The 21,213-nt window shown below is 74.4% G+C and carries 21 protein-coding genes and 1 pseudogene; 12 read left to right on the forward strand and 10 right to left on the reverse strand.

What is annotated here, in order from left to right; genetic code table 11:
- Positions 1-83: 83 nt before the first annotated feature.
- The 3 genes from ACGFZP_RS25255 (at position 84) to ACGFZP_RS25265 (ending at position 4,208) form a co-directional block, all read left to right on the forward strand.
- The gene (locus ACGFZP_RS25255; RefSeq protein WP_392937041.1) at positions 84-1,274 is read left to right on the forward strand and encodes a cytochrome P450; all 1,191 of its coding nucleotides are present in this window, start codon (positions 84-86) and stop codon (positions 1,272-1,274) included.
- 133 nt (positions 1,275-1,407) lie between these two features.
- Entirely contained in the window at positions 1,408-3,153 is a 1,746-nt protein-coding gene (locus ACGFZP_RS25260; RefSeq protein WP_392937044.1) for a phytoene desaturase family protein, read from the forward strand.
- Positions 3,150-4,208 carry an MDR family NADP-dependent oxidoreductase gene (locus ACGFZP_RS25265; RefSeq protein ID WP_392937047.1) on the forward strand — a complete coding sequence of 353 codons (1,059 nt, stop codon included), beginning with the start codon at positions 3,150-3,152 and terminating at the stop codon, positions 4,206-4,208. Before ACGFZP_RS25260 ends, ACGFZP_RS25265 begins: the two co-directional genes overlap by 4 nt.
- A gap of 123 nt (positions 4,209-4,331) precedes the next feature.
- Here ACGFZP_RS25265 and ACGFZP_RS25270 read toward each other — a convergent pair whose 3' ends face one another.
- Both ACGFZP_RS25270 and ACGFZP_RS25275 read right to left on the reverse strand, forming a co-directional pair.
- Entirely contained in the window at positions 4,332-4,916 is a 585-nt protein-coding gene (locus tag ACGFZP_RS25270; RefSeq protein WP_392937050.1) for a TrmH family RNA methyltransferase, read from the reverse strand.
- Positions 4,913-5,554, reverse strand: a complete 642-nt coding sequence (locus ACGFZP_RS25275) for a class I SAM-dependent methyltransferase (RefSeq protein ID WP_392937053.1) — start codon at positions 5,552-5,554, stop codon at positions 4,913-4,915. The genes ACGFZP_RS25270 and ACGFZP_RS25275 overlap by 4 nt, the downstream gene beginning before the upstream one ends.
- 270 nt (positions 5,555-5,824) lie before the next feature.
- Between ACGFZP_RS25275 and ACGFZP_RS25280 the strand changes: the two genes are divergently transcribed.
- Entirely contained in the window at positions 5,825-6,019 is a 195-nt protein-coding gene (locus ACGFZP_RS25280; RefSeq protein ID WP_392937055.1) for a hypothetical protein, read from the forward strand.
- A 2-nt stretch (positions 6,020-6,021) separates the two neighbouring features.
- Here ACGFZP_RS25280 and ACGFZP_RS25285 read toward each other — a convergent pair whose 3' ends face one another.
- A complete protein-coding gene (locus ACGFZP_RS25285) occupies positions 6,022-8,619 on the reverse strand; it encodes a lysylphosphatidylglycerol synthase domain-containing protein (RefSeq protein ID WP_392937058.1) in 2,598 nt (865 codons plus the stop codon).
- Between the two features lie 53 nt (positions 8,620-8,672).
- Positions 8,673-9,434 carry an SDR family oxidoreductase gene (locus ACGFZP_RS25290; RefSeq protein ID WP_392937060.1) on the reverse strand — a complete coding sequence of 254 codons (762 nt, stop codon included), beginning with the start codon at positions 9,432-9,434 and terminating at the stop codon, positions 8,673-8,675.
- Positions 9,435-9,604: 170 nt separating this feature from the next.
- Between ACGFZP_RS25290 and ACGFZP_RS25295 the strand changes: the two are divergent.
- From ACGFZP_RS25295 to ACGFZP_RS25315, 5 genes and pseudogenes are all read left to right on the forward strand, one after another.
- Positions 9,605-9,812: pseudogene (locus ACGFZP_RS25295) on the forward strand (transcriptional regulator); the annotation flags it as partial.
- 58 nt (positions 9,813-9,870) lie between these two features.
- Positions 9,871-10,137, forward strand: a complete 267-nt coding sequence (locus ACGFZP_RS25300; RefSeq protein ID WP_392937062.1) for a UBP-type zinc finger domain-containing protein — start codon at positions 9,871-9,873, stop codon at positions 10,135-10,137.
- 168 nt (positions 10,138-10,305) lie between these two features.
- Complete coding sequence (locus ACGFZP_RS25305; protein ID WP_392937065.1) at positions 10,306-10,578, forward strand: hypothetical protein; 273 nt, start codon at positions 10,306-10,308, stop codon at positions 10,576-10,578.
- Positions 10,579-10,797: 219 nt separating this feature from the next.
- Positions 10,798-12,039, forward strand: coding sequence for a serine hydrolase domain-containing protein (locus tag ACGFZP_RS25310; RefSeq protein ID WP_392937067.1), 1,242 nt, complete (start codon positions 10,798-10,800; stop codon positions 12,037-12,039).
- Positions 12,040-12,171: 132 nt separating this feature from the next.
- Positions 12,172-13,146, forward strand: coding sequence for a sigma-70 family RNA polymerase sigma factor (locus tag ACGFZP_RS25315; RefSeq protein WP_392937069.1), 975 nt, complete (start codon positions 12,172-12,174; stop codon positions 13,144-13,146).
- Positions 13,147-13,359: 213 nt separating this feature from the next.
- Here ACGFZP_RS25315 and ACGFZP_RS25320 read toward each other — a convergent pair whose 3' ends face one another.
- On the reverse strand, positions 13,360-13,584 hold the full coding sequence (locus tag ACGFZP_RS25320) for an STAS domain-containing protein (RefSeq protein ID WP_392937071.1): 225 nt from the start codon (positions 13,582-13,584) through the stop codon (positions 13,360-13,362).
- Positions 13,585-13,802: 218 nt separating this feature from the next.
- On the opposite strand from ACGFZP_RS25320, the gene ACGFZP_RS25325 reads away from it, so the two are divergent.
- A complete protein-coding gene (locus tag ACGFZP_RS25325; protein WP_392937074.1) occupies positions 13,803-14,294 on the forward strand; it encodes an NUDIX domain-containing protein in 492 nt (163 codons plus the stop codon).
- 51 nt (positions 14,295-14,345) lie between these two features.
- Here ACGFZP_RS25325 and ACGFZP_RS25330 read toward each other — a convergent pair whose 3' ends face one another.
- The 5 genes from ACGFZP_RS25330 to ACGFZP_RS25350 form a co-directional block, all read right to left on the reverse strand.
- Positions 14,346-15,095, reverse strand: coding sequence for a Clp protease N-terminal domain-containing protein (locus ACGFZP_RS25330; RefSeq protein ID WP_392937076.1), 750 nt, complete (start codon positions 15,093-15,095; stop codon positions 14,346-14,348).
- A gap of 81 nt (positions 15,096-15,176) precedes the next feature.
- Positions 15,177-15,884 carry a class I SAM-dependent DNA methyltransferase gene (locus ACGFZP_RS25335; RefSeq protein WP_392937079.1) on the reverse strand — a complete coding sequence of 236 codons (708 nt, stop codon included), beginning with the start codon at positions 15,882-15,884 and terminating at the stop codon, positions 15,177-15,179.
- 161 nt (positions 15,885-16,045) lie between these two features.
- Positions 16,046-16,786: a tyrosine-protein phosphatase gene (locus tag ACGFZP_RS25340; RefSeq protein ID WP_392937082.1), complete on the reverse strand. Its 741-nt coding sequence runs from the start codon at positions 16,784-16,786 to the stop codon at positions 16,046-16,048.
- A gap of 185 nt (positions 16,787-16,971) precedes the next feature.
- Positions 16,972-17,682 (reverse strand): VC0807 family protein, encoded by a 711-nt coding sequence (locus tag ACGFZP_RS25345; RefSeq protein ID WP_392937085.1) that lies wholly within the window; start codon positions 17,680-17,682, stop codon positions 16,972-16,974.
- Between the two features lie 162 nt (positions 17,683-17,844).
- Positions 17,845-18,531: a hypothetical protein gene (locus tag ACGFZP_RS25350; protein ID WP_392937088.1), complete on the reverse strand. Its 687-nt coding sequence runs from the start codon at positions 18,529-18,531 to the stop codon at positions 17,845-17,847.
- 379 nt (positions 18,532-18,910) lie between these two features.
- Between ACGFZP_RS25350 and ACGFZP_RS25355 the strand changes: the two genes are divergently transcribed.
- Together ACGFZP_RS25355 and ACGFZP_RS25360 are read left to right on the forward strand one after the other, a co-directional pair.
- Positions 18,911-19,735, forward strand: a complete 825-nt coding sequence (locus tag ACGFZP_RS25355; protein ID WP_392937615.1) for an RNA polymerase sigma factor — start codon at positions 18,911-18,913, stop codon at positions 19,733-19,735.
- On the forward strand, positions 19,732-20,811 hold the full coding sequence (locus ACGFZP_RS25360) for a hypothetical protein (protein WP_392937091.1): 1,080 nt from the start codon (positions 19,732-19,734) through the stop codon (positions 20,809-20,811). Before ACGFZP_RS25355 ends, ACGFZP_RS25360 begins: the two co-directional genes overlap by 4 nt.
- The last annotated feature ends 402 nt before the right edge of the window (positions 20,812-21,213 follow it).

Raw genomic sequence — 21,213 nt, forward strand, 5'->3', positions numbered from 1 at the left:
CGGCCCGCCGCCCCGGCCGCAGCCCCGACACCCCCGGCGATCCCGGTGGTTCCAGCAGTCCCACACGAGAGGTGGACCGCCTCATGCTGAGGCAGCACCAGCCGCTGACCTACCCTTTCGAGCCGCTCGGGCTCGAACTCCACCCCAGGTACGCCGAGTTGCGCGAGCAACCGCTGCCCCGGATCCGGATGCCCTACGGCGACGGCGCCTGGCTGGTCACCCGCTACGAGGACGTCCGGACCGTCCTGGCCGACCCGCGGTTCAGCCTCGCCGAAGCAATGGGCCAGGACCAGCCCCGGATGCGCCCGGTGTCCAGGACCGGCGCCGGCCTGTTCTCCACCGAGCCGCCCGAGCACACCCGGCTGCGCTCCCTGGTGGCCCGGGAGTTCAGCGCCCGCCGGGTCGAACGGCTGCGCGTGCGGGCCTGCGAGCTGGCCGAGGAGCTGGTCGACGGCATGCTGGCCGCCGGCCGGCCGGCCGAACTGGTCGAGGACTTCGCCATCCCGATGCCGACCACCATCATCTGCGAGGTGCTCGGCATCCCCGCCGAGGACCACCGGATGCTCTGGGGCTGGGCCGAGACGGTGCTCTCCGCCGTCACCCCCGGCGAGGTGCTCGCCGTCCAGGGCCAGGCCTTCATCGAGTACATGGCCGGCGTCCTCGACCTGCGCGGCCGCGAGCCCGGCGAGGACCTGCTGACCGTCCTGGTGGCCGCCTGCCGCGAACAGGGCCTGATCAGCGAGGACGAGCTGCTCTCCATCGCCTGCGACCTGCTGATCGCCGGCTTCGTCAGCACCACCAACCAGATCGGCAACTTCTTCCACCAGCTCCTCGTCAACCCCGACGAGCTGCGGAGGCTGCGGGAGCGGCCCGAGCTGATCCCCCGGGCCGTCGAGGAGCTGATGCGGTACGTGCCGCTGCTCACCGGCTTCAGCCTGCCCCGGTACGCGACGGCCGACGTCGAGCTGGGCGGGGTGACGATCCGGGCCGGCGACGCGGTGATGATCGCCACCGCCGCCGCCAACCGGGACCCGGAGGTCTTCGAGGACCCGGAGCGCCTGGTGCTGGACCGCCCCGGCAACCCGCACATCGGCTTCGGCCACGGCGTGCACTACTGCATCGGCGCCCATCTGGCCCGGCTGGAGCTCCAGGTGGCGATCGAGACCGTGCTGCGCCGGATGCCGGGCCTGCGGCTGGCCGTGCCCGAGGACGAACTGCGCTGGAAGGCCGACGCGATGGTGAACGGCCTGCAGACGCTCCCGGTCACCTGGTGACCGCCACCGCCCGCACCGCGACCGCCCGGACCGCCACCGCCCGGACCGGAAGCACCCGGGCCGGAAGCGCCCGGACCGGAGGTGCGAAGTGACCGGCCCGACCACCCCGAGGACCACGAGGAAGGCCAGAGACATGGCGCGGGACACCGCTGACAGACGGCGGCGAGAGACGATGATCATCGTCGGTGGCGGCCTCGGCGGCCTCTCCACCGGCTGCTACGCCCGGATGAACGGGTACCGCACCCGGATCTTCGAGATGCACGAGATCCCCGGTGGCTCCTGCACCGGCTGGGACCGCAGCGACTTCACCTTCGACTGGTGCATCAGCTGGCTGCTCGGCAGCGGCCCGGGCAACGAGATGTACCAGATCTGGCTGGAGCTGGGCGCCCTCCAGGGCAAGGAGATGCGGCACTTCGACGCGTTCAACATCGTCCGCGGCCGGGACGGCCGGGCGGTGTACTTCTACTCCGACCCGGACCGGCTGGAGGCCCACCTGCTGGGCATCTCACCGGCCGACGCCGCCCCGATCCGGGAGTTCTGCGACGGCATCCGGACCTTCCGCAAGGCCCTGGCGGTGTACCCGTTCCTCAAGCCCGTCGGCCTGATGGGCCGGGTCGAACGCTGGCGGATGCTGGCCTCGTTCCTGCCCTACTTCACCACCATCCGCCGGTCCATCACCGTGCTGATGACGGACTACGCGCAGCGCTTCCGCGAGCCGCTGCTGCGGGAGGCCTTCAACTTCATCCTCTACGAGAAGCACCCTGCCTTCCCGGTGCTGCCGTTCTACTTCCAACTGGCCTCGCATGCCAACCAGGCCGCCGGGGTGCCCGAGGGCGGCTCGCTCGGCCTGGCCCGCTCGATCGAGCAGCGCTACCAGAAGCTCGGCGGCGAGATCACCTACAACGCCAAGGTCGAGGAGATCCTGGTCGAGGACGACCGCGCGGTGGGCGTGCGGCTGAGCGACGGCCGGGAGTTCCGCGCCGACATCGTGGTCTCCGCCGCCGACGGCCACACCACGGTGATGAAGCTGCTCAAGGGCCGCTACCTGAACGACACCTACCGCCGGCTGTACACCTCGCTGATCGACGAGCCGGGCCAGCTGTCGCCCGGCTACGTCTCCCTCTTCCTGGGCCTGCGCCGGCCCTTCCCGGAGGGCGACCCGTGCACCACCTACCTGCTGGACGAGCACGAGGCCGCCGAGCTCACCGGCATCCGCTGCCCGAGCATGAACGTGCAGTTCCGCACCCGGCACTACCCGGAGCTGGCCCCGCGGGAGTCCACCGTGGTGTTCGCGACGTACTTCTCCGACATCGAGCCCTGGCGGGCGCTGCGCGAGGGCCCGGAGCAGTCCTCCCGGGTGCGCCGCGGCGAGGAGCTGCACACGCTGCCGGTCAAGCACGGCCGTGACTACACCGCGGCCAAGCGCAGGGTCCGCGGCGGCATCGTCTCCTTCCTGGACGAGCGCTTCCCCGGCTTCAAGGACGCCGTGGCCGTCGCGGACGTCTCCACCCCGCTCACCCAGGTCCGCTACACCGGCGTCTACGACGGCACCTTCCCCGGCTGGAACCCCTTCGTCGAGGGCAGCGAGACGGTGGAGCAGGAGATCAGGAAGAACGGCCCGGTGCTGCCCGGGCTCTCCGACTTCTACCTCTCCGGGGTCTGGGCCACCATCGGCGGCCTGATCAGGGCCGCCGCCGCCGGACGGCACGTGATGCAGTTCGTCTGCCGCGACGACGGGCGGGAGTTCCACGCCGAGATCGACGAGAGCGCGCCGCCGCCGACCCATCTGATCCTCCCCGTCGGGCGGCCGCCGCAGCAGGCCGCCCCGGTCGAGGGGATCCCGTCCACCAGCACCGTTTCGACAGGGGCCCTGGCATGAAGATCGAGAAGTGGGTGGTCCGCGAGCACCTCGACGGGGTGCCCGACGTCAACCGGATCTACCGGAAGGTGACGGAGGAGGTCGAGATCCGCCTGCGCCCGGACGAGATGCTGTTCCGGACCAGGTACGTCTCCGTCGACCCGTACCAGAACGGCCTCGCGCTGGAGACGCCGATCGGCGACCACATGGGCGCCGACTCCGTCATGGAGGTGCTGGAGGCCGGGCCCGAGGCGGCCTTCCAGGTGGGTGACCTGGTGCAGGGCTTCGGCGGCTGGCGCAGCCACGTCGTCCACAACGGCGCCGAGGAGCTGTGGAAGACCGGCATCTTCCCGATGGTCTTCCCGGCCTACCGCCGGCTCGACCCGGCCCACTACGACGAGCGGCTGCCGCTCTCCACCGCGCTCGGCATCATGGGCGCCCCGGGGATGACGGCCTGGGGCACCCTCACCACCTTCCTGGCCGTCCGCCCCGGCGACACCGTGGTGATCAGCGGCGCGTCCGGCTCGATCGGCACCCTGGTGGGCCAGTTGGCCAGGCGGGCCGGCGCCGGCCGGGTGGTCGGCACCACCGCCTCGCCCGCCAAGGCCGCGTACCTGCGGGAGCTCGGCTTCGACGAGGTGGTGCTGTACGACCAGGCGGACGACGCCGAGAAGGTCCGCGGGGCGTTGCTGGCGGCCGCCCCCGACGGTGTCGACCGGTACTTCGACAACCTCGGCGGGAGCGTCACCGACGCGGTGTTCACCATGCTCAACGTGGACAGCCGGGTCGCCGTCTGCTGGCAGTGGGCGACCACCGTCAACGGCGAGCTGACCGGGCCCAGGCTGCTGCCGTACATCATGTTCCCGCGCACCACCATCCGCGGCATCTTCGCCCAGGAGTGGTTCACCGAGGCGAAGTTGAGCGAGATGCACGAGGACCTCGGCGGGCTGGTGCGAAGCGGTGGGATCCGCTACCACCAGACCGTCCACAAGGGCTTCGACGCGATCCCGCAGGCCTACCGCAGCCTCTTCCTGGACCGCGACGCCAACCGGGGCAAGGTCCTGGTCGAGGTGTGAGAACGGGAGGAGGGCGGGCCGCCGGCCCGCCCTCCTCCCGTTCCGGCCGACCCGCGGTCAGCCGTCAGTCCCAAGTCGTCAGTCCCAAGCCGTCGGCCGCGAGTCGTCGTGTGCCGCAGGCCGTCAGTCGTCGTCGCCGTCCAGACCGTCCAGGCCGCCCGGGTCGCTGCCGTCCGGGGTGCCGCTGATCGCGTACCCCTGGCGGCGCGCCTCGTAGCAGGCCACCGTCGCGGCCGCCGAGACGTTCAGCGAGCCGACCCGCCCCAGCTGCGGGACGAACGCCACCGAGTCGCAGAGCGCCAGCGCGTCGGGGGTGATGCCCCGGTCCTCGTGCCCGAGCACGAAGGCGACCGCCGGGGTCAGCTCGGTGCCGAACAGCGGCGCCGCCTCGTCGGCCAGCTCCAGACCGACCACCTTGAAGCCGTCCGCCTTGGCGGAGGCCACCGCCTCGGCGACGGTGGGGAAGTGCTCGACCTTCAGGTACTTGTCGGTGCCCATCGCGGCCTTCTGCGCGCCCGACGAGCGCACCGACGGGGTGTCGCCCGTCAGGTACAGCTTCTCGGCGCCCATCGCGGCCGCCGTCCGGACGACCGAGCCGACGTTGAACGGCGACTGCAGGTTCTCCAGGATCATCGCGAGCCGGAACTCGTTGCTGCGCCGCCACTGGCGGTGCAGACGCTTCAGTTCGGTCCCGCGGAGCTGCTTCACGACGTCGTACCTCGTCCACTCTCGGGGCCCGCGCCCTCCGGGCGGGGCCGCGCTTCCAGAATCCGGAACCCGTTGACCGACGTGGCGCGGGTGGTCGGGTAGCCCTGCTCGTTCAGCCACTTCTGCAGCGAGTCCGAACCGAGGTTGCGCTGGACGACCAGGAAGGCCGAGCCGTCCGGGGTGAGCCGGCCGAGCCACTGGTGCAGCAGCCCGCGCAGGGCGGCCTTGCCGACGCGGATCGGCGGGTTGGAGTAGATCGCCGCGAACCGCAGGTCCGCGGGGACGTCCTCCGGCAGTGCCGCGTGCACGTTGCCCAGGCCGAGGGCCTGCGCGTTGAGCTCCACCAGCTCCAGGGCGCGGGTGTTGATGTCCACGGCCCACACCGGGAGGCGCTTGCGCCGGCTCGCCCAGGTCAGCGCGATCGGGCCGTAGCCGCAGCCGACGTCCAGGATCGGGCCGCGGACCCGGGGCAGCGGGGCGTGCTCCAGCAGCACCCGGGTGCCCGGGTCCAGCCGGCTGCGGGAGAACACACCGGTGTCGGTGGTCAGTTCCAGGGTGAGGTCCGGCAGGGAGACCGTGATCGGCCGGCGCTCGCTGGCGACCTCGGGTGCACCGGTGAAGTAGTGCGAGCCGGACATGCTTTCCCCGTCGTTCGTCTGGGCCTCGGGGCCACCGGGTGGGTGCGGGTAAGCCCTGCTGGTACGGCACTGATGGTACCCCCGGTGGCTTTCGCCCCGGCATCCGCGCAGGTGGGAGCTGGTGCAGTGGGCCTCCACGGCGCCGGGAGGGCCGGGCCCGGCAACACGCCGGGCGCCGGGCGGCACATCGCGTCCGAGCGCTCGGCGGCGGATACTTCCAGTACCCCCACCAGGGCCCGTGGGAGGCTCCGAACAGCGAGGACGGACGCCATGCCGCAAGATCCCGAGGACTATCTGGACGAGGTCGCCGAGGCCGTGGAGCCGGACGAGGAGGCCGAGGACGGCGACGAGTACGACGAGCTGGCCGAACGCCGCGCCCTCGGCGCCGACCCAGCCACCGAGGTCGCGGACGTCGCGGAGCAGAGCCGGATCGTCCAGCTCGACGAGGACGAGTACCGGGAGTAGCCCTAGAGCGCGCCGCGCCGCTGGAGCCAGGTGAACGCCGCCCAGCCCGGTAGTACCGGCAGCACCAGCGTCAGCAGGCGGTAGAGCGCCACGGAGGCCAGTGCGCCGCCCTCCTCCATCGAGGCGGTGTGCTCCAGCAGTGTGACCAGCGCGCTGTCCACGGCGCCGGCCCCACCCGGGGTCGGCGCCGCGTTGCCGACGGCGTTGCCGATCAGGAACACCACCGCGACCGAGGCGAAGGCCGGCTCCCGCCCGACCGCCCGGGTGCAGCAGTACAGGCAGGCGACCAGGCAGATCGAGACCAGCAGCTGGCCGGTGAGGCCGACCGCCAGCCGCCCGGGGTTGCGCAGCAGCTCCAGCAGCCGGGGCAGCACCTCGGAGGTGAGCGGCCGCAGGCGGGCGGCCAGCCAGCGCCGGGCCGGCGGCACGGCGGAGACCAGCCCCAGCAGCACGGCGGCGCCCGCGAGCCCGCCGACCACGGCCGGCAGCGCGTCCAGCTCTGAGCCGCCCGGCTCCAGGCCCAGCAGGTAGACGAAGGCGCCCAGCTGCAGCAGGTGCAGCACCAGGCCGAAGAGCTGCCCGACGCCGACGCTGGAGAGCGCCTGGGCGGTCGGGATCCCGGCCCGCTGGAGGAAGCGGGTGTTCAGCGCGACCCCGCCGACGCCGCCGGGCGAGACCAGCTTCACGAAGGCCCCGGCGACCTGGGCGAACACGGCGTTGCGGAAGTCCAGCCGCTCCGGCACGAAGCCGACGAACCCCATCGCCGCCGTGACGTGGCTGGCCGCCGCGGCCAGCAGGGCCAGCGCCAGCCAGGCCGGGTCGGCGTCGGCGATGGTGGCGACGGGGTTCTGCTCGCTGGCGAACAGCTGCGGCAGCAGCAGCCAGCCGGCCACCACCCCGCCGACCACGGCGAGCAGCGTGCGCGGCCGCAGCCGCTCCAGCTTCACCGGCCGCACCGGCGCCTGCGGCAGGGTGCGCAGCACCTCGGCGCGGATCGCGTCCAGCAGCTCCACCGGCTGGGCGGGGGCGGTGGTGGCACCGGGGGCAGCGGCGTCGGGCGCGTCGGAGGCGGTGCGCTGCACGGGTACCCGAGGGGCGGTGGCCGGGTCGGCCGCGCCCTGGTTCTCCGGGCCCGGGCTCTGCTCGGCCTGCCGCAGGGCGGCCCGCTGGGCGGCGGCGGCCTGCTTCAGGGCGCCGCGGGTGCCGCGGGCCAGCGCGATCGGCTGCAGCAGCGGCAGCGCCGCGCCGACGGCGTCCGGGCCCAGCACCGCCACCGCGCTGCGCACCGCGCGCTCGGCGCCGACCCGCAGCGCCAGGGTGGTGAGCAGTTGGGCGATGTCGCAGCACAGCACCAGTTCGCCGGCCGCGATGTCGCCGTCCGCGAGGTCCACCAGGTGCACCGCGCCGGCCTCGTCGACCAGCACCGAGGAGGGGACCAGTGCCCGGTGCGAGATCTCCCGCCGCTGGAGCAGCGAGAGCTGGGTCCAGGCGTCGGCGAGCAGCGTGTCGGTGAGCTCCTCGTCGGCGAGCCGGTCCAGGGTGCGGCCGGGCAGGTACTCGTACGCGACCAGGGCTGTGTCCCGGCCGAGCTCGGCGGTGGCGGCGATCCGCCGGGTGCGGACACCGGCCGCGACGGCGGCGTAGGAGACCAGGGCCTCGTGCTCCAGCCCGGTGCGCAGCGAGCGCAGCGCCCGGGGGTGCGGGGCGGTGCGCAGCCGCAGCCGGCGCCAGGCGCGCTGGACGAGGGCGGCCGTCACCGCCTGCCGGTCGAGCAGCTGGACGTCGAGGTCGGGGCGGCCGCCCTGCTGCTCGACGCGGTAGCGGTCCGGGCCGGCCGGTCGGGCGGCGGTCGGGCGCAGGCCCGCCTCGCGCAGGCTCCGCAGCAGCCGGTCGGGCTGCGGCCGGGGGTCCGGGGTGCCGACGGCGTAGAGGGTGCCGTGGGCGGTGGTCCAGCCGATCAGCAGGCCGAGCAGCAGGGCGGTCGGGGTGGCGTACCCGCCGGCCAGTCCGGCCAGTCCGGAGACCCCGAGGACCGCCCACGGCACCCGGCGCTCGCGGGCGCCGGAGGCCGTCATGAAGGCGAGCACCGGCGCGAGGTAGCCGTACACCGGCTCGGTGTGGCCGAGTCCGCCGTCGGGCAGCGACTGGGTGAGTGCGGCGAGCACCGAGACGGGGGCGAGGCCGTCGGCCCACAGGCCGAAGGCGAGCGAGACCCCGTAGGCGAGGACGGCGGCCAGCAGGCCGTCGGCGACCTGCTGGAGCCCGCGCCGCCGGTCGGCGGCGAGCAGTCGCCGGGCCGCCGAGTAGGCCGGTACCAGCAGCAGGGCGGCGGTGGACAGCACCCCGACGGCCTTGGCGAGCGGGCGCGGGACCAGCCGGGCCAGCTGGGCGACGTCGGCGGCGACGCCGCCGGTGGTGGCCCGGGCGTAGTCGGCGAGCAGCAGGGTCAGGGCGATCGCGGCGACCCCGACGAACAGCCGGATCAGTGCCGCCGGCTGCCGGATCCGCCCGGTCCCGGGTTCGGCCGGCTCGGCGGGAGGTCCGCCGGGTATGCCGGTCTCGCTGGTACCGCCGGTACCGCTGTCCGATCTCTGCGTCACGATGGCCACGAGGGGCATGCTCCCACGGCGGTCGGCGCGGTCGCCCGGGAATGTCAGGCCTGGCGGGTGGGCAGGGCGACGATCTGGCGCAGGTTGACGTGCCGGGGGCGGCTGACGGTGTAGCCGACCAGGTCGGCGACGTCCTCGGCGGTGAGCGCCGGGATCGCGGTGAACATCCCGCCGAGCTGCTCGCGCAGTGCCGGGTTGTCGATGTGCCCGCCCAGCTCGGTGTCGGTCAGGCCGGGCTCGACGGCGCTGATCCGGACGTCGCGCGGGCCGAACTCGGTGCGCAGCGCGGTGGAGAGCTGGGTGAGGGCGGCCTTGGTGGCGCCGTACACGGCGTAGTCGGGGAAGGAGACGTGCGAGGCGATCGAGGAGACGTTGACCAGGTCGGCGGTGCCGCCGTCGGCGGCGGCCGCGGTGAGGTCGGCGGTGAAGGCGCGGATGATCCGCAGGGCGCCGGTGAGGTTGGTGTCGATCATCCGGGTCCACTCGTCGAGGCGGCCGTCCGTGAGCGGGTTGGGCAGCATCACGCCGGCGTTGTTGACCACCAGGTCGACCCGGCCGTAGGCGTCGCGGACGGCCCTGGCGGCGGCGTCCACCGAGGCCTGGTCGGTGATGTCGGCGGTGACGGCGAGGGCCCGGCCGCCGGCGGCGGCTATCTCGGCGGCCAGTGCGTCCAGCCGCTCGGTGCGGCGGGCCAGCAGGGCGACCTTGGCGCCGTTCGCGGCGAGCAGGCGGGCGGTGGCCGCTCCCATACCGCTGGCGGCTCCGGTGACGACGGCGGTGCGGGCGGCGAGGGCGGGGTAGCTCATGGGGTCCAACCTTCGAGGTCGTTCGGGGCGGGCTGACGGGACAACTCTGCGCGCGGCGCGCGGCTCCACCCAGGGCCGTGGTGCACCTGGGACGGCCCGTCCCGGGTCTGCCCATCCTGGGAACGCCGGTACCACCCTGGGCCGGTGGGCCCGGGGCTCCACTGCGGGGCATGGAGAACACCGTCGGGGACTTCCTCCGCTCGCGCCGCCCGGATCCAGCCGGAGGAGGTGGGGCTGCCCGTGCACGGCCGGCGCCGGGTGCAGGGCCTGCGCCGGGAGGAGGGCGCCCAGCTCGCGGGCGTCAGCGTCGACTCCTACATCCGGCTGGAGCAGGGCCGGGGCTCCAGCGTCTCGGACGCGGTGCCGGACGCGGTGGCGTGAGCGGCGGGGCGTGTCTTGAGGCGCCGCCCGGGCCGGTCGTCACTACCCTGCGTCCATGAGCGCGTGCGAAGACCTCACGGCGACCCCTCGGGACATCGCACCGATCCCGCCCACGGACGGGTGCGCCGACTGCCTCGCCGAGGGCCGCCGGGACTGGGTGCACCTGCGGCTCTGCCTGGACTGCGGGCATATCGGCTGCTGCGACTTCTCGCCGCAGCGGCACGCCACCGCGCACTTCCACAACAGCTCCCATCCGGTGATCCGCTCCTACGAGCCGGGGGAGGACTGGCGCTGGTGCTTCGTCCATGAGGTCATGGGCTGAGCCCCTGCCGACGCCTCCTGGTCGCCGCCGTCCACCCGCCGTCGTCCACCCGTGGCCGCTCTCTCCGGGGGCGAGCAGGTGTACGACAGCTAAAATCCGGACATAACGCCCGTGCGGCCCTCCCGGCCCGCGTCCGCGCGGCCGGTGACCGCCGAAGGGAGGCCGACGATGACCAGGCGAACGCCGAGCAGTACGAACAAGCTCCGCCGGGGCACCCAGGAGCTGCTGGAGCGCCGCGGGATGGCGACGAGCCCCAGACCCCTCGCCCCGCAGCTGCGCACCAACGCGCCACCCGCCGGCGGCGGCACGTCCCTCGGGGGCGACGCATTCCGGCACGGCGGGCGCGACGTCGGGGCGGCGGCCATGCACTCCGCCCCCGCGATGCACGCCGAGCTCAAGGGCCACCGCCACCGCGGCGCGGAGAAGCACTCCGCGCACTGACTCCGCACACTGAGCGGCCAGGTCCGACAGGGGTGGGGGCCCATGGGCGGGCCCCCACCCCTGACGCGTCCTCAGGGGCGGCCCCAGGGGGCTCTCGGGGGCCGCTCGGGGCGTGATCGGGGTCCGCCCCGGATGGCCCGCGCACCGCCCGCCGACAGACTCGAACCAGGCACCGGAGACCGGATGCCGCCGGACGAGCCCCTGTTGGAGACCAAGCCCATGAACACGCCCAAGCGCGACCGCCGTTGGAGCACCCTCGCCGTCTCCGGCGCACTGCTGGCCGCCGTCGCCGCCGGTGTCGCCACCCCGGCCCTCGCGGCCGACCGGACGCCGGGCGGGTCGGGCGCCGCCGCGGCCGCCCTCCGGCTGGCCGGGCCGGTGGACCGCACGGCGCTGGCGAAGACGCTGGCCGACCTGCCGAGCGAGCAGGTCACCGGGGCGCTGGTCCGGGTCGACGGCCGGGGCGGTAGCTGGTCCGGCACGGCGGGGGAGGGGGTCCCGGCGGACGCGCGGTTCCGGATCGGCAGCATCTCCAAGGTGTTCACCGCCACCGTCGTCCTGCAGCTCGCCGCCGAGCGGCGGCTCGACCTGGACGGCACCGTCCAGCACTACCTGCCCGGCCTGCTGCCGGCGGACTACCCGCCGATCACCGTCGGCCAACTGCTCGACCACACCAGCGGCCTGCCGGGCGGCGGCGGCCTGACCTCCGGCGACGGAAGCGAGCGGTGGTTCGCCGAGCACAGGGCCGACTCCTGGACGCCCGCCCAGGTGGTCGCCGCGGCGGTCGCCCAGCCGATGGGCTTCGCGCCCGGTACGGCCCAGCAGTACAACGGCATCAACACCTTCGTGGCCGGCCTGGTGATCGAGAAGGTCACCGGCCGCACCTTCGCCCAGGAGGTGCAGTCCAGGATCGCCCGCCCGCTGGGCCTGCGCGACACCTTCGTGCCCGGCCGCGACGACCTCGCACTGCCCGGCCCGCACACGTCGGGACGGGTCGCGGTCACCGGCCCGGACGGTGTCCGGCGGCTGGTGGACGTGACCGAGCAGAGCCCCTGGCCGTGGGCCGAGGGCGGCATGATCTCCTCCGCCGCCGACCTGGACCGCTTCGTGACCGCGCTGTTCCGCGGCCGGCTGCTGCCGCCCGCGCAGCAGGCCGAGCTGTTCAACGTCCCGGACGTGCCCAACCAGCGGAACAGGAACTGCGAGATCGGCCCGACCGCCGGCCACGCCTGCTTCAGCAAGGGCCTGATGAGCGCCACCCTGCCCAACGGCACCGTGGTCTGGGGCAAGACCGGCTCCCGGCCCGGCTACTCCAGCGCCGTCTTCGCCACCCGGGACCTCAGCCGCAAGGTGGTGCTCTCGCTCAACCCGACGGACATCTCCGGCGGCGAGTTCCCCAAGCTGTGGCAGATCGTGACCACCTCCTTCGGCTCCGGCCAGGTCTACGGGCAGGAGGGCTGACCGGTTGTCAGTGGCCTGCGGTACGTTCGGGCTGTTCGGGTCGGCCGGTGACGGCGGCGGCAGCGAGGGGGTCGGCCGTCCGCGGTGGCCGACGGTGCGCGGTGACCGAGAGTACGCAAGGGGCACAGGGCGATGACAGGGCAGTTGACGCAGGAGCCGGTCGAGCTCCAACTGGAGCGGTTCCGCACGGAGCTGACCGGCTACTGCTACCGCATGCTCGGCTCGGTCTTCGAGGCCGAGGACGCGGTGCAGGAGACGATGGTCCGCGCCTGGCGCGGCCACCAGGGCTTCGAGGGCCGGGCCGCGCTGCGCTCCTGGCTCTACCGGATCGCCACCAACGTCTGCCTGGATGCGCTGAACGGCCGCAAGAACCGGGCCCGGCCGATGGACCTGGCCGGCCCGTCCACCGTGGCCACCGCGACCGAGGCGCAGCTGCCCGAGGTGACCTGGATCGGGCCCGCCCCGGACGGCCGGGTCGTCCCGGAGACGGGCGACCCGGCCGAGGTGGCCGCCCAGCGCGAGTCGGTGCGGCTGGCCTTCATCGCCGTGCTGCAGCGGCTGGCGCCCCGGCAGCGCGCGGTGCTGATCCTGCGCGAGGTCCTGGGCTGGCGGGCGGCCGAGGTTGCCGAGCTGCTCGGTGTCACCGTGGCCTCCGTCAACAGCGCCCTCCAGCGGGCCCGTTCGGTGCTCGCGGCGGACACCGCGGCGGCCCGCCCGGCCCCCGCGCTGGACGAGGACCACCGTGCGCTGCTCGCCCGCTACGTCAGCGCCTTCGAGGCGTACGACATGGACGGGCTGGCCGCGCTGCTGCACGAGGACGTCACGCTGAACATGCCGCCGTACGAGCTGTGGCTGTGCGGCCACGGCGACATCCGCGCGTGGATGCTCGGCCCGGGCCACGGCTGCCGGGGTTCGCGGCTCGTCCCGGTGGAGGCCAACGGCAGCCCGGCCTTCGGCCAGTACCGGCCCAGCCCGGCGGGCGGGTACGAGCCGTGGGCGCTGATCGTGCTGGAGGTGTCAGCGGGCCGGATCGCCGGCCTCACCAACTTCCTCGACACCGACACCGTCTTCCCGCTGTTCGGCCTCCCGGCCCGGCTGGACGCGTAGGCCGGGTCTGACAATTCCCGCCGGGCGCGCGACGCCGGGCATCCTCCCCCAGCCTCCGGCCGGGAGGCACCCCACCTGGACGCACCGGCGAATCGGCCACGTACGACCCAGTACGAGGCCGCTCCGCCGGCACGCCCAGCCGGGCGCGGATCGGGGGTACCTCCCGGCCGAAGGCTGGGGAGCCGCACGCTGATCCGACGCGAATTGTCAGACTCAGGACACCGGGTCGTCCACCGGCAGGGCGTCGGACAGCCCGGTCAGCGCGAGCAGCTCCCGCAGGGGTCCGCCCGCGTTCTTCAGGACGACCCGGACGCCCTGGCGTCCGGCGGCCAGCTGCAGGCGGGCGAGGGCGTCGAGGACGGCCAGGTCAGGGCGGGTGAGGGCGCCGACGTCACAGGTCAGCACGGGGTCGGTCGGGGTCGTGCGGTCGGTGTTCATACAGGTGTGGACCGGTCCGGCGGCCCCGGCTCATCGGTCCGGGGCGCGTTTGTCGCAAAATCCCCCCTCGGAGACGGCGGCCTCCGACGCGGCAGGCAGGCCGTCACCGCCCGCGCCGCCCGCCTGCCGCCCGTGGCAGAGTAGGCCGCGCGGTGTCCCGCACGGGTGCCCGCGTCTGCCTGACCCCTTGTGGGTCCCCCGAGTCCAGGAGCAGCACCATGGCGGCCGAGCCGTTGAAGTCCCGGGAAGAGTGGCTGGCCTCCCTGCCGCGGATCTACGCGGCCGCGGGGGGTGTGCTGCGGGACGCCTCGGGTCGGCTGCTGATCGTGAAGGCCGGGTACCGGGAGTACTGGCAGTTCCCGGGCGGGACGATCGACCTGGGCGAGGGGCCGGCCGAGTGCGCCGCGCGGGAGCTGCTGGAGGAGACCGGCCTCGTCCGGCCGGCCGGGGACCTGCTGGCGATCTCGTGGACCCACGCGTCGGACGAGCTCGACCACCCCGCCGAGCACTTCCTCTTCGACTTCGGCACCGTGCCGGACGGCACCCCCGTGACCGTCCCGGCCGGTGAACTGGACGACTACCGCTGGGTGACCGACCAGGAGGCGCTCGAACTGCTGGGCCCTGCCAGGTCGCTGCGGCTGCGTGCGGCGATCGAGGCGGCCGCCGACGGCCGGGTGCGGATCATCACCACCCGCGTGTCGGGCTTCTGAGCAGGCTCCGGCCGGAGCCGGAGCCTGCCGTGTGCGGGCGGGGCGTGCGGGTCACTGCGGCTCGGTGGCCCGGGCCGCGATGAGGGCCGCGACGGCCTCGCTGGTGAAGGTCTCGGCCTCGGTCTGGTCCACTCCGAGGTCGTTGAGTACGCCGCCGCCGTTCTCCAACTCCAGCAGCGCCAGCAGGATGTGCTCGGTGCCGACGTAGTTGTGCCCCAGCTTCAGGGCCTCCCGGAAGGTCAGCTCCAGCACCTTCTTGCCCTGGGCGTCGTACGGGACCAGCCCGGGCACCTCGCCCGCGGCGGCCGGGAGCGCCGCGGTCGCGGCCGTGCGGACCGCGTCCGGGGCGACTCCCTGGGCGGCCAGCGCCTTCATGCCGAGGCCCTCCGGCTCGGCGAGCAGGCCGAGCAGGATGTGCCCCGGCCCGATCTCGTCGTTGCCGGCCTGGCGGGCCTCCTCCTGGGAGGCCATCACCACGTGCCGGGCCCGGTCGGTGAACCGGCTGAAGCCCTGGCTGGGGTCGAGGTCCGTGGGGGCGCCCGGATCCTTGGGGACGAAGCGCTTCTGGGCGGCCTGCTTGCTGACGCCCATGCTCCGGCCGATGTCCGTCCAGGACGCGCCGGAGCGGCGGGCCTGGTCGACGAAGTGGCCGATCAGGTGGTCGGCCAGGTCGTCGAGGTGGTCGGCGGCGATGACCGCGCCGGAGAGCTGGTCGAGCGCGTCGCTGTGGACCTTCTTGATCGCGTCGATCAGGTCGTCGAGGCGCAGCGGACTGGTCGTGGGAACGACAGGATTCTCCATGCCGTCAACCGTAGGTTGTCGACCCTGGGATCGTCAACGGCCGGTTGACGATTGTGCGAGTTGTGTCGTTCGGATGGTCGCTCAGGCCTGCTTCCGCCAGACGTACGCCGCCGAGACCGGGTGGCTGCGGTACTTCTCCCACTTGGGCTTCAGGGCGATCCAGGTGTCGTCCACGACCGCCTCGGACATCTCGGTGAGCGTCCAGCCGGCCGCCAGTCCGGCGCTCAGGTGGTCGCTGACCAGGTGGACGTGGGTGGTGATGGCGATGTCCTCCCCGGTGGCGCCGGTGAAGTGGGTGGGCATGCCGGCCGCCATGATGAAGTACGGGTGCAGGCCGACCAGGACGAACCGCCCGCCGGGGCGGACCAGCCGCCAGGCCTCGCGGTAGAGCGGGCCGAGGTCGGCCAGGTGCTCGTCGATCAGCGAGGAGACGGCCAGGTCGTAGCCGCCCTCCGGCAGGCCGGTGTCCGCGACGTCCGCCTCGGTGAGGCTGTCGTGCGCGCCCTTCGCCTTGGCGGCCGCCAGCATCTCCGGGGTCAGGTCCACCCCGTCCAGCACCAGGCCCGGGGCGGCCCGTCCGCGCAGCCAGGCGCCCGTGCGGCCGGTGCCGCAGCCGAGGTCGGCGGCCCGGCGGACCTCCGTCCAGTCGGGAGTGGCGAGGCGGTCGAGGACGGCGAGGTCCATCGTGTCCTCGACGGTCTGCTCATAGCTGTCCACCCACTGCGCGTAGCCGGAACGGACGTCGACAGTGGGGTAGTTGCGGGAGTCGAAGTCGGAGAATTGCACCATGGGTGAAGTATTGCCACGGCGTCGCGCGGCGGGCGAGTGAATTACCTCGCGTGCGGACCGATTCGGTTGCAGGCCCCCGCCGGGGGTGGGCGGTGCCGCGAACCGGGCGGGTGCGGCCGCCGGATTCCGGCGGCCGGTCAGCCCCTCGGCCGCTCAGCCGCTCAGGCGCCGAGCAGCCGGGCGCGGACGGCGGAGAGGTCGGCGGGGTCGACGCCCGCGGCGAGCAGGTGGTCGACCGGGTCGAAGCCGTCCAGGGCCGCGAACAGGGCGTCCTCGGCGGTGGTGCCGGCGTCGGCGAGCACGGAGTCGATCCGCCGGTACTGGTCGGGCAGGCCGAGCATGCCGTACAGCGGGCGGACGTTGGGCGCGCTGAGCAGGTAGTCGGCGACGATCTCGGCGGGTTCGACGCCCGCCAGGGAGAGCAGCAGAAGGGCGGCCAGGCCGGTGCGGTCGCGGCCGGCGCCGCAGTGGACGACCAGGCCGCCGGGACCGGCCCCGGCTATGGTGGCGATCAACTCGGCGGCGGCGCGCGGGCAGTGGTCGAGGTACGGGCGCAGCGCCAGCGGGGTGCCGTCCAGGTGGCCGTAGGTCTTCCACCAGGCGGATCCGGCCAGTTCGTCCAGCGGGACGCGGACCAGGTCGACGCCGGCCGGGAGCGGCAGCAGCGGCTTGTACTCCTCGATGTTGCGCAGGTCGACGACGGTGCGGACGCCGTGGTCGAGGAGGGCGTCCCAGCCCTCGGCGGTGAGGCGGTCGAGGTTGTCGGCCCGGGCGACGGCGCGGTGGGCGGTCCGTCCGCCGGAGCGGGTGGGGAGCCCGCCGAGGTCGCGTACGTTGAGGCAGCCGTCCCAGACCAGGGTGCGGTCCTCGGTGGCGGTGGTCAGCGTGTGCGTCCGGCTCATCAGGCTCCCCGTTTCATACCGGGGGCTCGTTACCCCCTCGTTATAGAGGACTCCGGGGGCTCCCGGATGGTTCCTGGCGGCTGTCCGGTGTTCAGGCTGTCGGACGTTCGGATTGACGGGTGTTCTGACTGTCGGGTGGTCAGGGTTCGGACGTCCGGGTGGTCGGGCTTTCGGCGCCCGGCGGGTCAGCGGCCGGCGGGCTCGGCGGCCTCGGTGCGGACCAGCTTCTCCATCGGGTCGGCGGCGGTGTGGCCGAGCACCGAGCCGGCGGCGATCGCGCCGATCAGGAACACCGTGGACAGCCAGGCCATGGTGGCCACCGGCAGGGTGAAGGCGCCGACCACCCGGGCCGCGCACTCCGTCAGCAGCGCGGTGCCCCAGATCCCGGAGAACACCCGCTCGTGGCGGCGGAAGGCGCGCGAGTGGGCCGAGCGCCCGCCCGCCAGCCGCTCCCAGGCGGCGCCGCGGGCCCGGTCGCCCTTGGTGAGGAAGGGCATCAGCATCGGCGACATCAGCGGCCGTCCGACCAGCACGGAGAACAGGATGGCCAGGGCGAGGGTGCCGCTGAGCGCGCCGTCCTTGGCGAGCATCAGCCGGGCGTCGCCGGTGACGGTGGTGAGCGCCAGGCCCACGACGTTCACGCCGAGCATCATCGAGGCCCAGAGGTTGAGCCGGCGCTCGCGGAGCAGCCCGTGGACCGTCCGGACGGCGGGGATCGCGCCGCTCCAGGCGAGGGCGGCGAACTCGCTCATCCCGAAGGCCGAGTGGAGCAGGTAGTAGCCGGCCAGCGGGGCGGCGACGTCGACGGCGAGCGGGCGGAGCGCCGCGGCGACCGGGTTCGGGGTCTTCGGCGTGGTGGCGGTCGCGGTGGCGGCGGTGGTGAGGGTCTGGCTCATGGTGGGTTCCTCCCCGGACTGGTGCTCGGCTCGCGGGCTGCTGCCCTGCGTCGTGCCTCCAGTCTCCGGGGCGGACCCTGCGTCAGATCAGTGTCGTCCGTTGCGGAATCCGCATGACGGTTGTCATGGTGTCCGCCGTGACAGTGGCTCCGACCTGCGCTTTCACCGGTCGAAGAGCCACAGCTCCCGGCCCAGCGTGTCCAGGCAGCGCACCGCGGCGAACCGCTCGTCCCCGGCCGACAGGAACCCGTCCGCGACACCCCGCAGCACGGCCCGGGCGGCGGCGTCCGTCCTGGTCCACGCACCGGTCAGGACGAGCGCCTTGTCGGCCAGCTCGGCGCGCTGGATCCGGGCCACCGACGCGTCCAGCAGCACGCCGTTCACCTGGTCCAGCTCGGCGGGGGAGAGGTAGGTCTCGCCGGTGCCGCCGCGGTCCCGCTCGATCCGGTGCAGCAGCTCCGGCAGGCCGTAGTGGCGCACGGCGGCGACCGAGTCGTCCACGGCGACCTGCCAGCGCGGGCCGGGCAGCACCTCCCACCAGACGTCCTCGCCGACCGGCAGCACCTCGCCGATCCGGGCCCGCCAGGCCTCCAGGCCGTAGACGGCTCGCGGGTCCGGGCGCAGGCCGGGGAAGGCGGCGGCGGCCCAGTCCGGCTTGCGGACCAGCCCGAGGTCGAAGGTGTAGCGCATCCGGTCGGAGGCCGGGCGCTCGACGACGCCGAGCAGCGCCCAGTGGGTCTCGTCGGGGAGGCTGAACGTGCGGCGCCACCCGGTGAAGCCCAGCGCGCGCAGGGCGGGCGCGAGGTGTTCGCGCAGGCCCTGCGCGTAGAGCCGGTGGGCAGGCGTCATCGCGGTCATTCCTGGTGGGTCGTGACCCGGCGGGCAGTCGGCGGGCGGGCGTGCGGGCGCGGCCGGGCCGGGGCGGCGGGCCGTGGCGGTGCTGAGGCCGGCCTCACAGCGGGGCGCGGCGGGGTGCCGGGAGGTCGGCAGGGGGTGGCCGACGCTCCAACGAATACCTACAACGTAGGTGTAAGGCGCCCTTTATTGCCGCAGGCGAAGGTATGGAACAAAAAGGACCTTGGACCTGAAGGCCTACGGGCCTTGGTCCGGGGTTCCGGGTGGGGTTTGGGTAGGGGCCGGGCGGACCGCGTGACGGGGCCGCGGTGCCCACGGGGCGGCGTCCGGGCGGGTCGGGCTCGGGTCGGGCTCCCGGGCCGGATGCCTCATGATGTGGCGGGTGCAGAGTGCAGAGCGCCCCGGAGCGGGCACCGACAGCGGCGTCGGCCGGGCCGGACGGGATCCGGCCGCCGACCCGCCTCCATCCGGCCCGATCGACCTGACGTCGGCCGTCCGGGCCGCGCAGGACGGCGACGAGGAGTCGTTCCGACTGCTCTTCCGAAGCATCCAGCCGGGTCTGCTGCGCTACCTGCGGGTGCTGGTCGGCGGCCGCCCGGAGGACGCCCAGGACGCCGAGGACATCGCCTCCGAGGCCTGGCTGCAGATCGCCCGCGACCTGCACACCTTCTCCGGCGACGGGGACGGCTTCCGCGGTTGGGCGGCCACCATCGCCCGCAACCGCGCGCTGGACCACCTCCGGGCCAGACGCCGGCGTCCGGTCGCGGACCTGCCGGTCGAGTACCTGGCCGAGCTGGCCGCCGGGGACGACACCGCGGGCGCGGCGCTGGCGGCCGTCGGTACGGGGGACGCGCTGGCGCTGATCTCCCGGCTGCCGAGCGACCAGGCCGAGGCGGTGCTGCTGCGGGTGGTGATGGAGCTGGACGCGGAGAGCGCGGCCCGGGTCCTCGGCAAACGGGCCGGCACGGTCCGGATGGCCGCGCACCGGGGGCTGCGCCGACTCGCCAAGCTGCTGGAGCAGGGCGCGGGGTTCCCCGCACGCCCCGCCGCGCGACCGACCGGGCAGCCGGCCGCGCGGCACGGGGCGGACGCGGGCGCACCGGCGGTGCCGCCGAACGGCGGGCAACACGGCCGGAAAGAAATCCCTCCGCAAGGTGTGACAGAACGCCGGGCCGCGACGCTGAAGGACATGAGATGAGCACCAACCGATCCCGTCGGATCGACCCCGACACGGCCGAGCAGCTGCTCGGCGGTGCCGTGGGCGGACCGTCGGCCGGGCAGGACGCCTCCCTCACCGGATCGGACGGCACTGGGCGTACGGGGGTTGCCCGCGTGCTCGCCGCAGCCGCCGCTCCGGCGACGGCGGGCGAACTGGCCGGTGAGGAGGCGGCCCTGTCCGCGTTCCGGGAGGCCCGTCTCGCGTCCGACCGAGCAGTGTCCGCCGTACCCGCACCCGTCCGGAGACGATCGATGGCAACCGCCGCGCTGGCCAGGGCCTTCAGCACGAAGGCCGTTGCCGTCGTGCTCGGGGCCACTGCGCTCGGCGGCGTCGCGGTCGCCGCCGGTACGGGCAACCTGCCGTCGGCGCTGGGCGGAGGGCCGGAGGACCCGGGTCGCCGGACGCTCGTCGCGCCGAGCACCCCCGGCAGCTCCCGCCCCGCCGCCGTACCCGCTCCCGAGCCGGGTACGGCGGGCACGTCGGCGGGTGTGGGTCCGTCGCGGCCGGGCGCCGCGCCGTCCACCGGCGGGGCGCCCACGGCCGGGCCGTCCGCCGGTGCGCCGCAGCCGGAGCCGTCGGGTGCCGCTTCGGTGCCGCCCTCGGCGCAGACCCGCGGCCTGCCGGCCCCGGTGGTGGTCGCGCTCTGCCGCGGGTTCGCCGAACGGGCGGGCAAGGGCGAGCGCCCGCGCCTGCTGGTCGTGGAGCCGCTGTTCGGGCCGCTGGTCGCGGCGGCCGGTGGTCCGGACCGGGTGGACGACTACTGCAGGGCGGTGCTCCAGCGCGCGAGCGACGACGAGCGCCAGAGCGCCACCCCGCAGCCGCGCGACACCGGCGGCTCCGGCCGCACCGGCGACGCCAAGACCGGCGGTACCGGCGACGGCAAGGCCGGTGGCACCGGCGACGGGAAGACCGGCGGTACCGGCGGTGGCAAGGACCCAGGCACCCCGACCGCCCCGGTCGTCGTGCCGCCCCTGCCGAGCGCGCCGGTCCCCACCGGCACCCGCACCAGACCAGACCGCACCGAGCGGTCCGACGAGGCCTCCCCCAGGAGGTAGCCCCGGAACTCCGGACGGGCGGCGGGCGAATCCCCCCGGGCCCGTCGCCCGTCCGGACCGAACCACCCGCAGTACCCGCAGGACCAGCAGTACCCACCCGAAGACTCCGGGTGGCCGGTCGGCCCCCCCGTGCCCGCCGTCCACCCGGACCCGGCTCCCCGGGTCGGATCGGCGGCGCAACTCCCCGGACGCGCCGCCGCTCCGACCCGGGGCCGGAACCCCGCAGGCCCGCCCGCCCCGCAGCGGTCGGGCCCGCACCCCGCGCGGCCCGACCCCGCGCGGACAGATCGACCTGGACCGACCGTGACCGTTCCCCGGTACGACCACGAGCCGGCGGCCGGGGATCCGCTGCCCGGTTCCCCGGCCGTCTCCCCCTTCGGGACGGCCCACGGCCCTCCCGAG

This window comes from Kitasatospora sp. NPDC048239, from assembly GCF_043202015.1.
In the GTDB taxonomy this organism is placed as follows: domain Bacteria; phylum Actinomycetota; class Actinomycetes; order Streptomycetales; family Streptomycetaceae; genus Kitasatospora.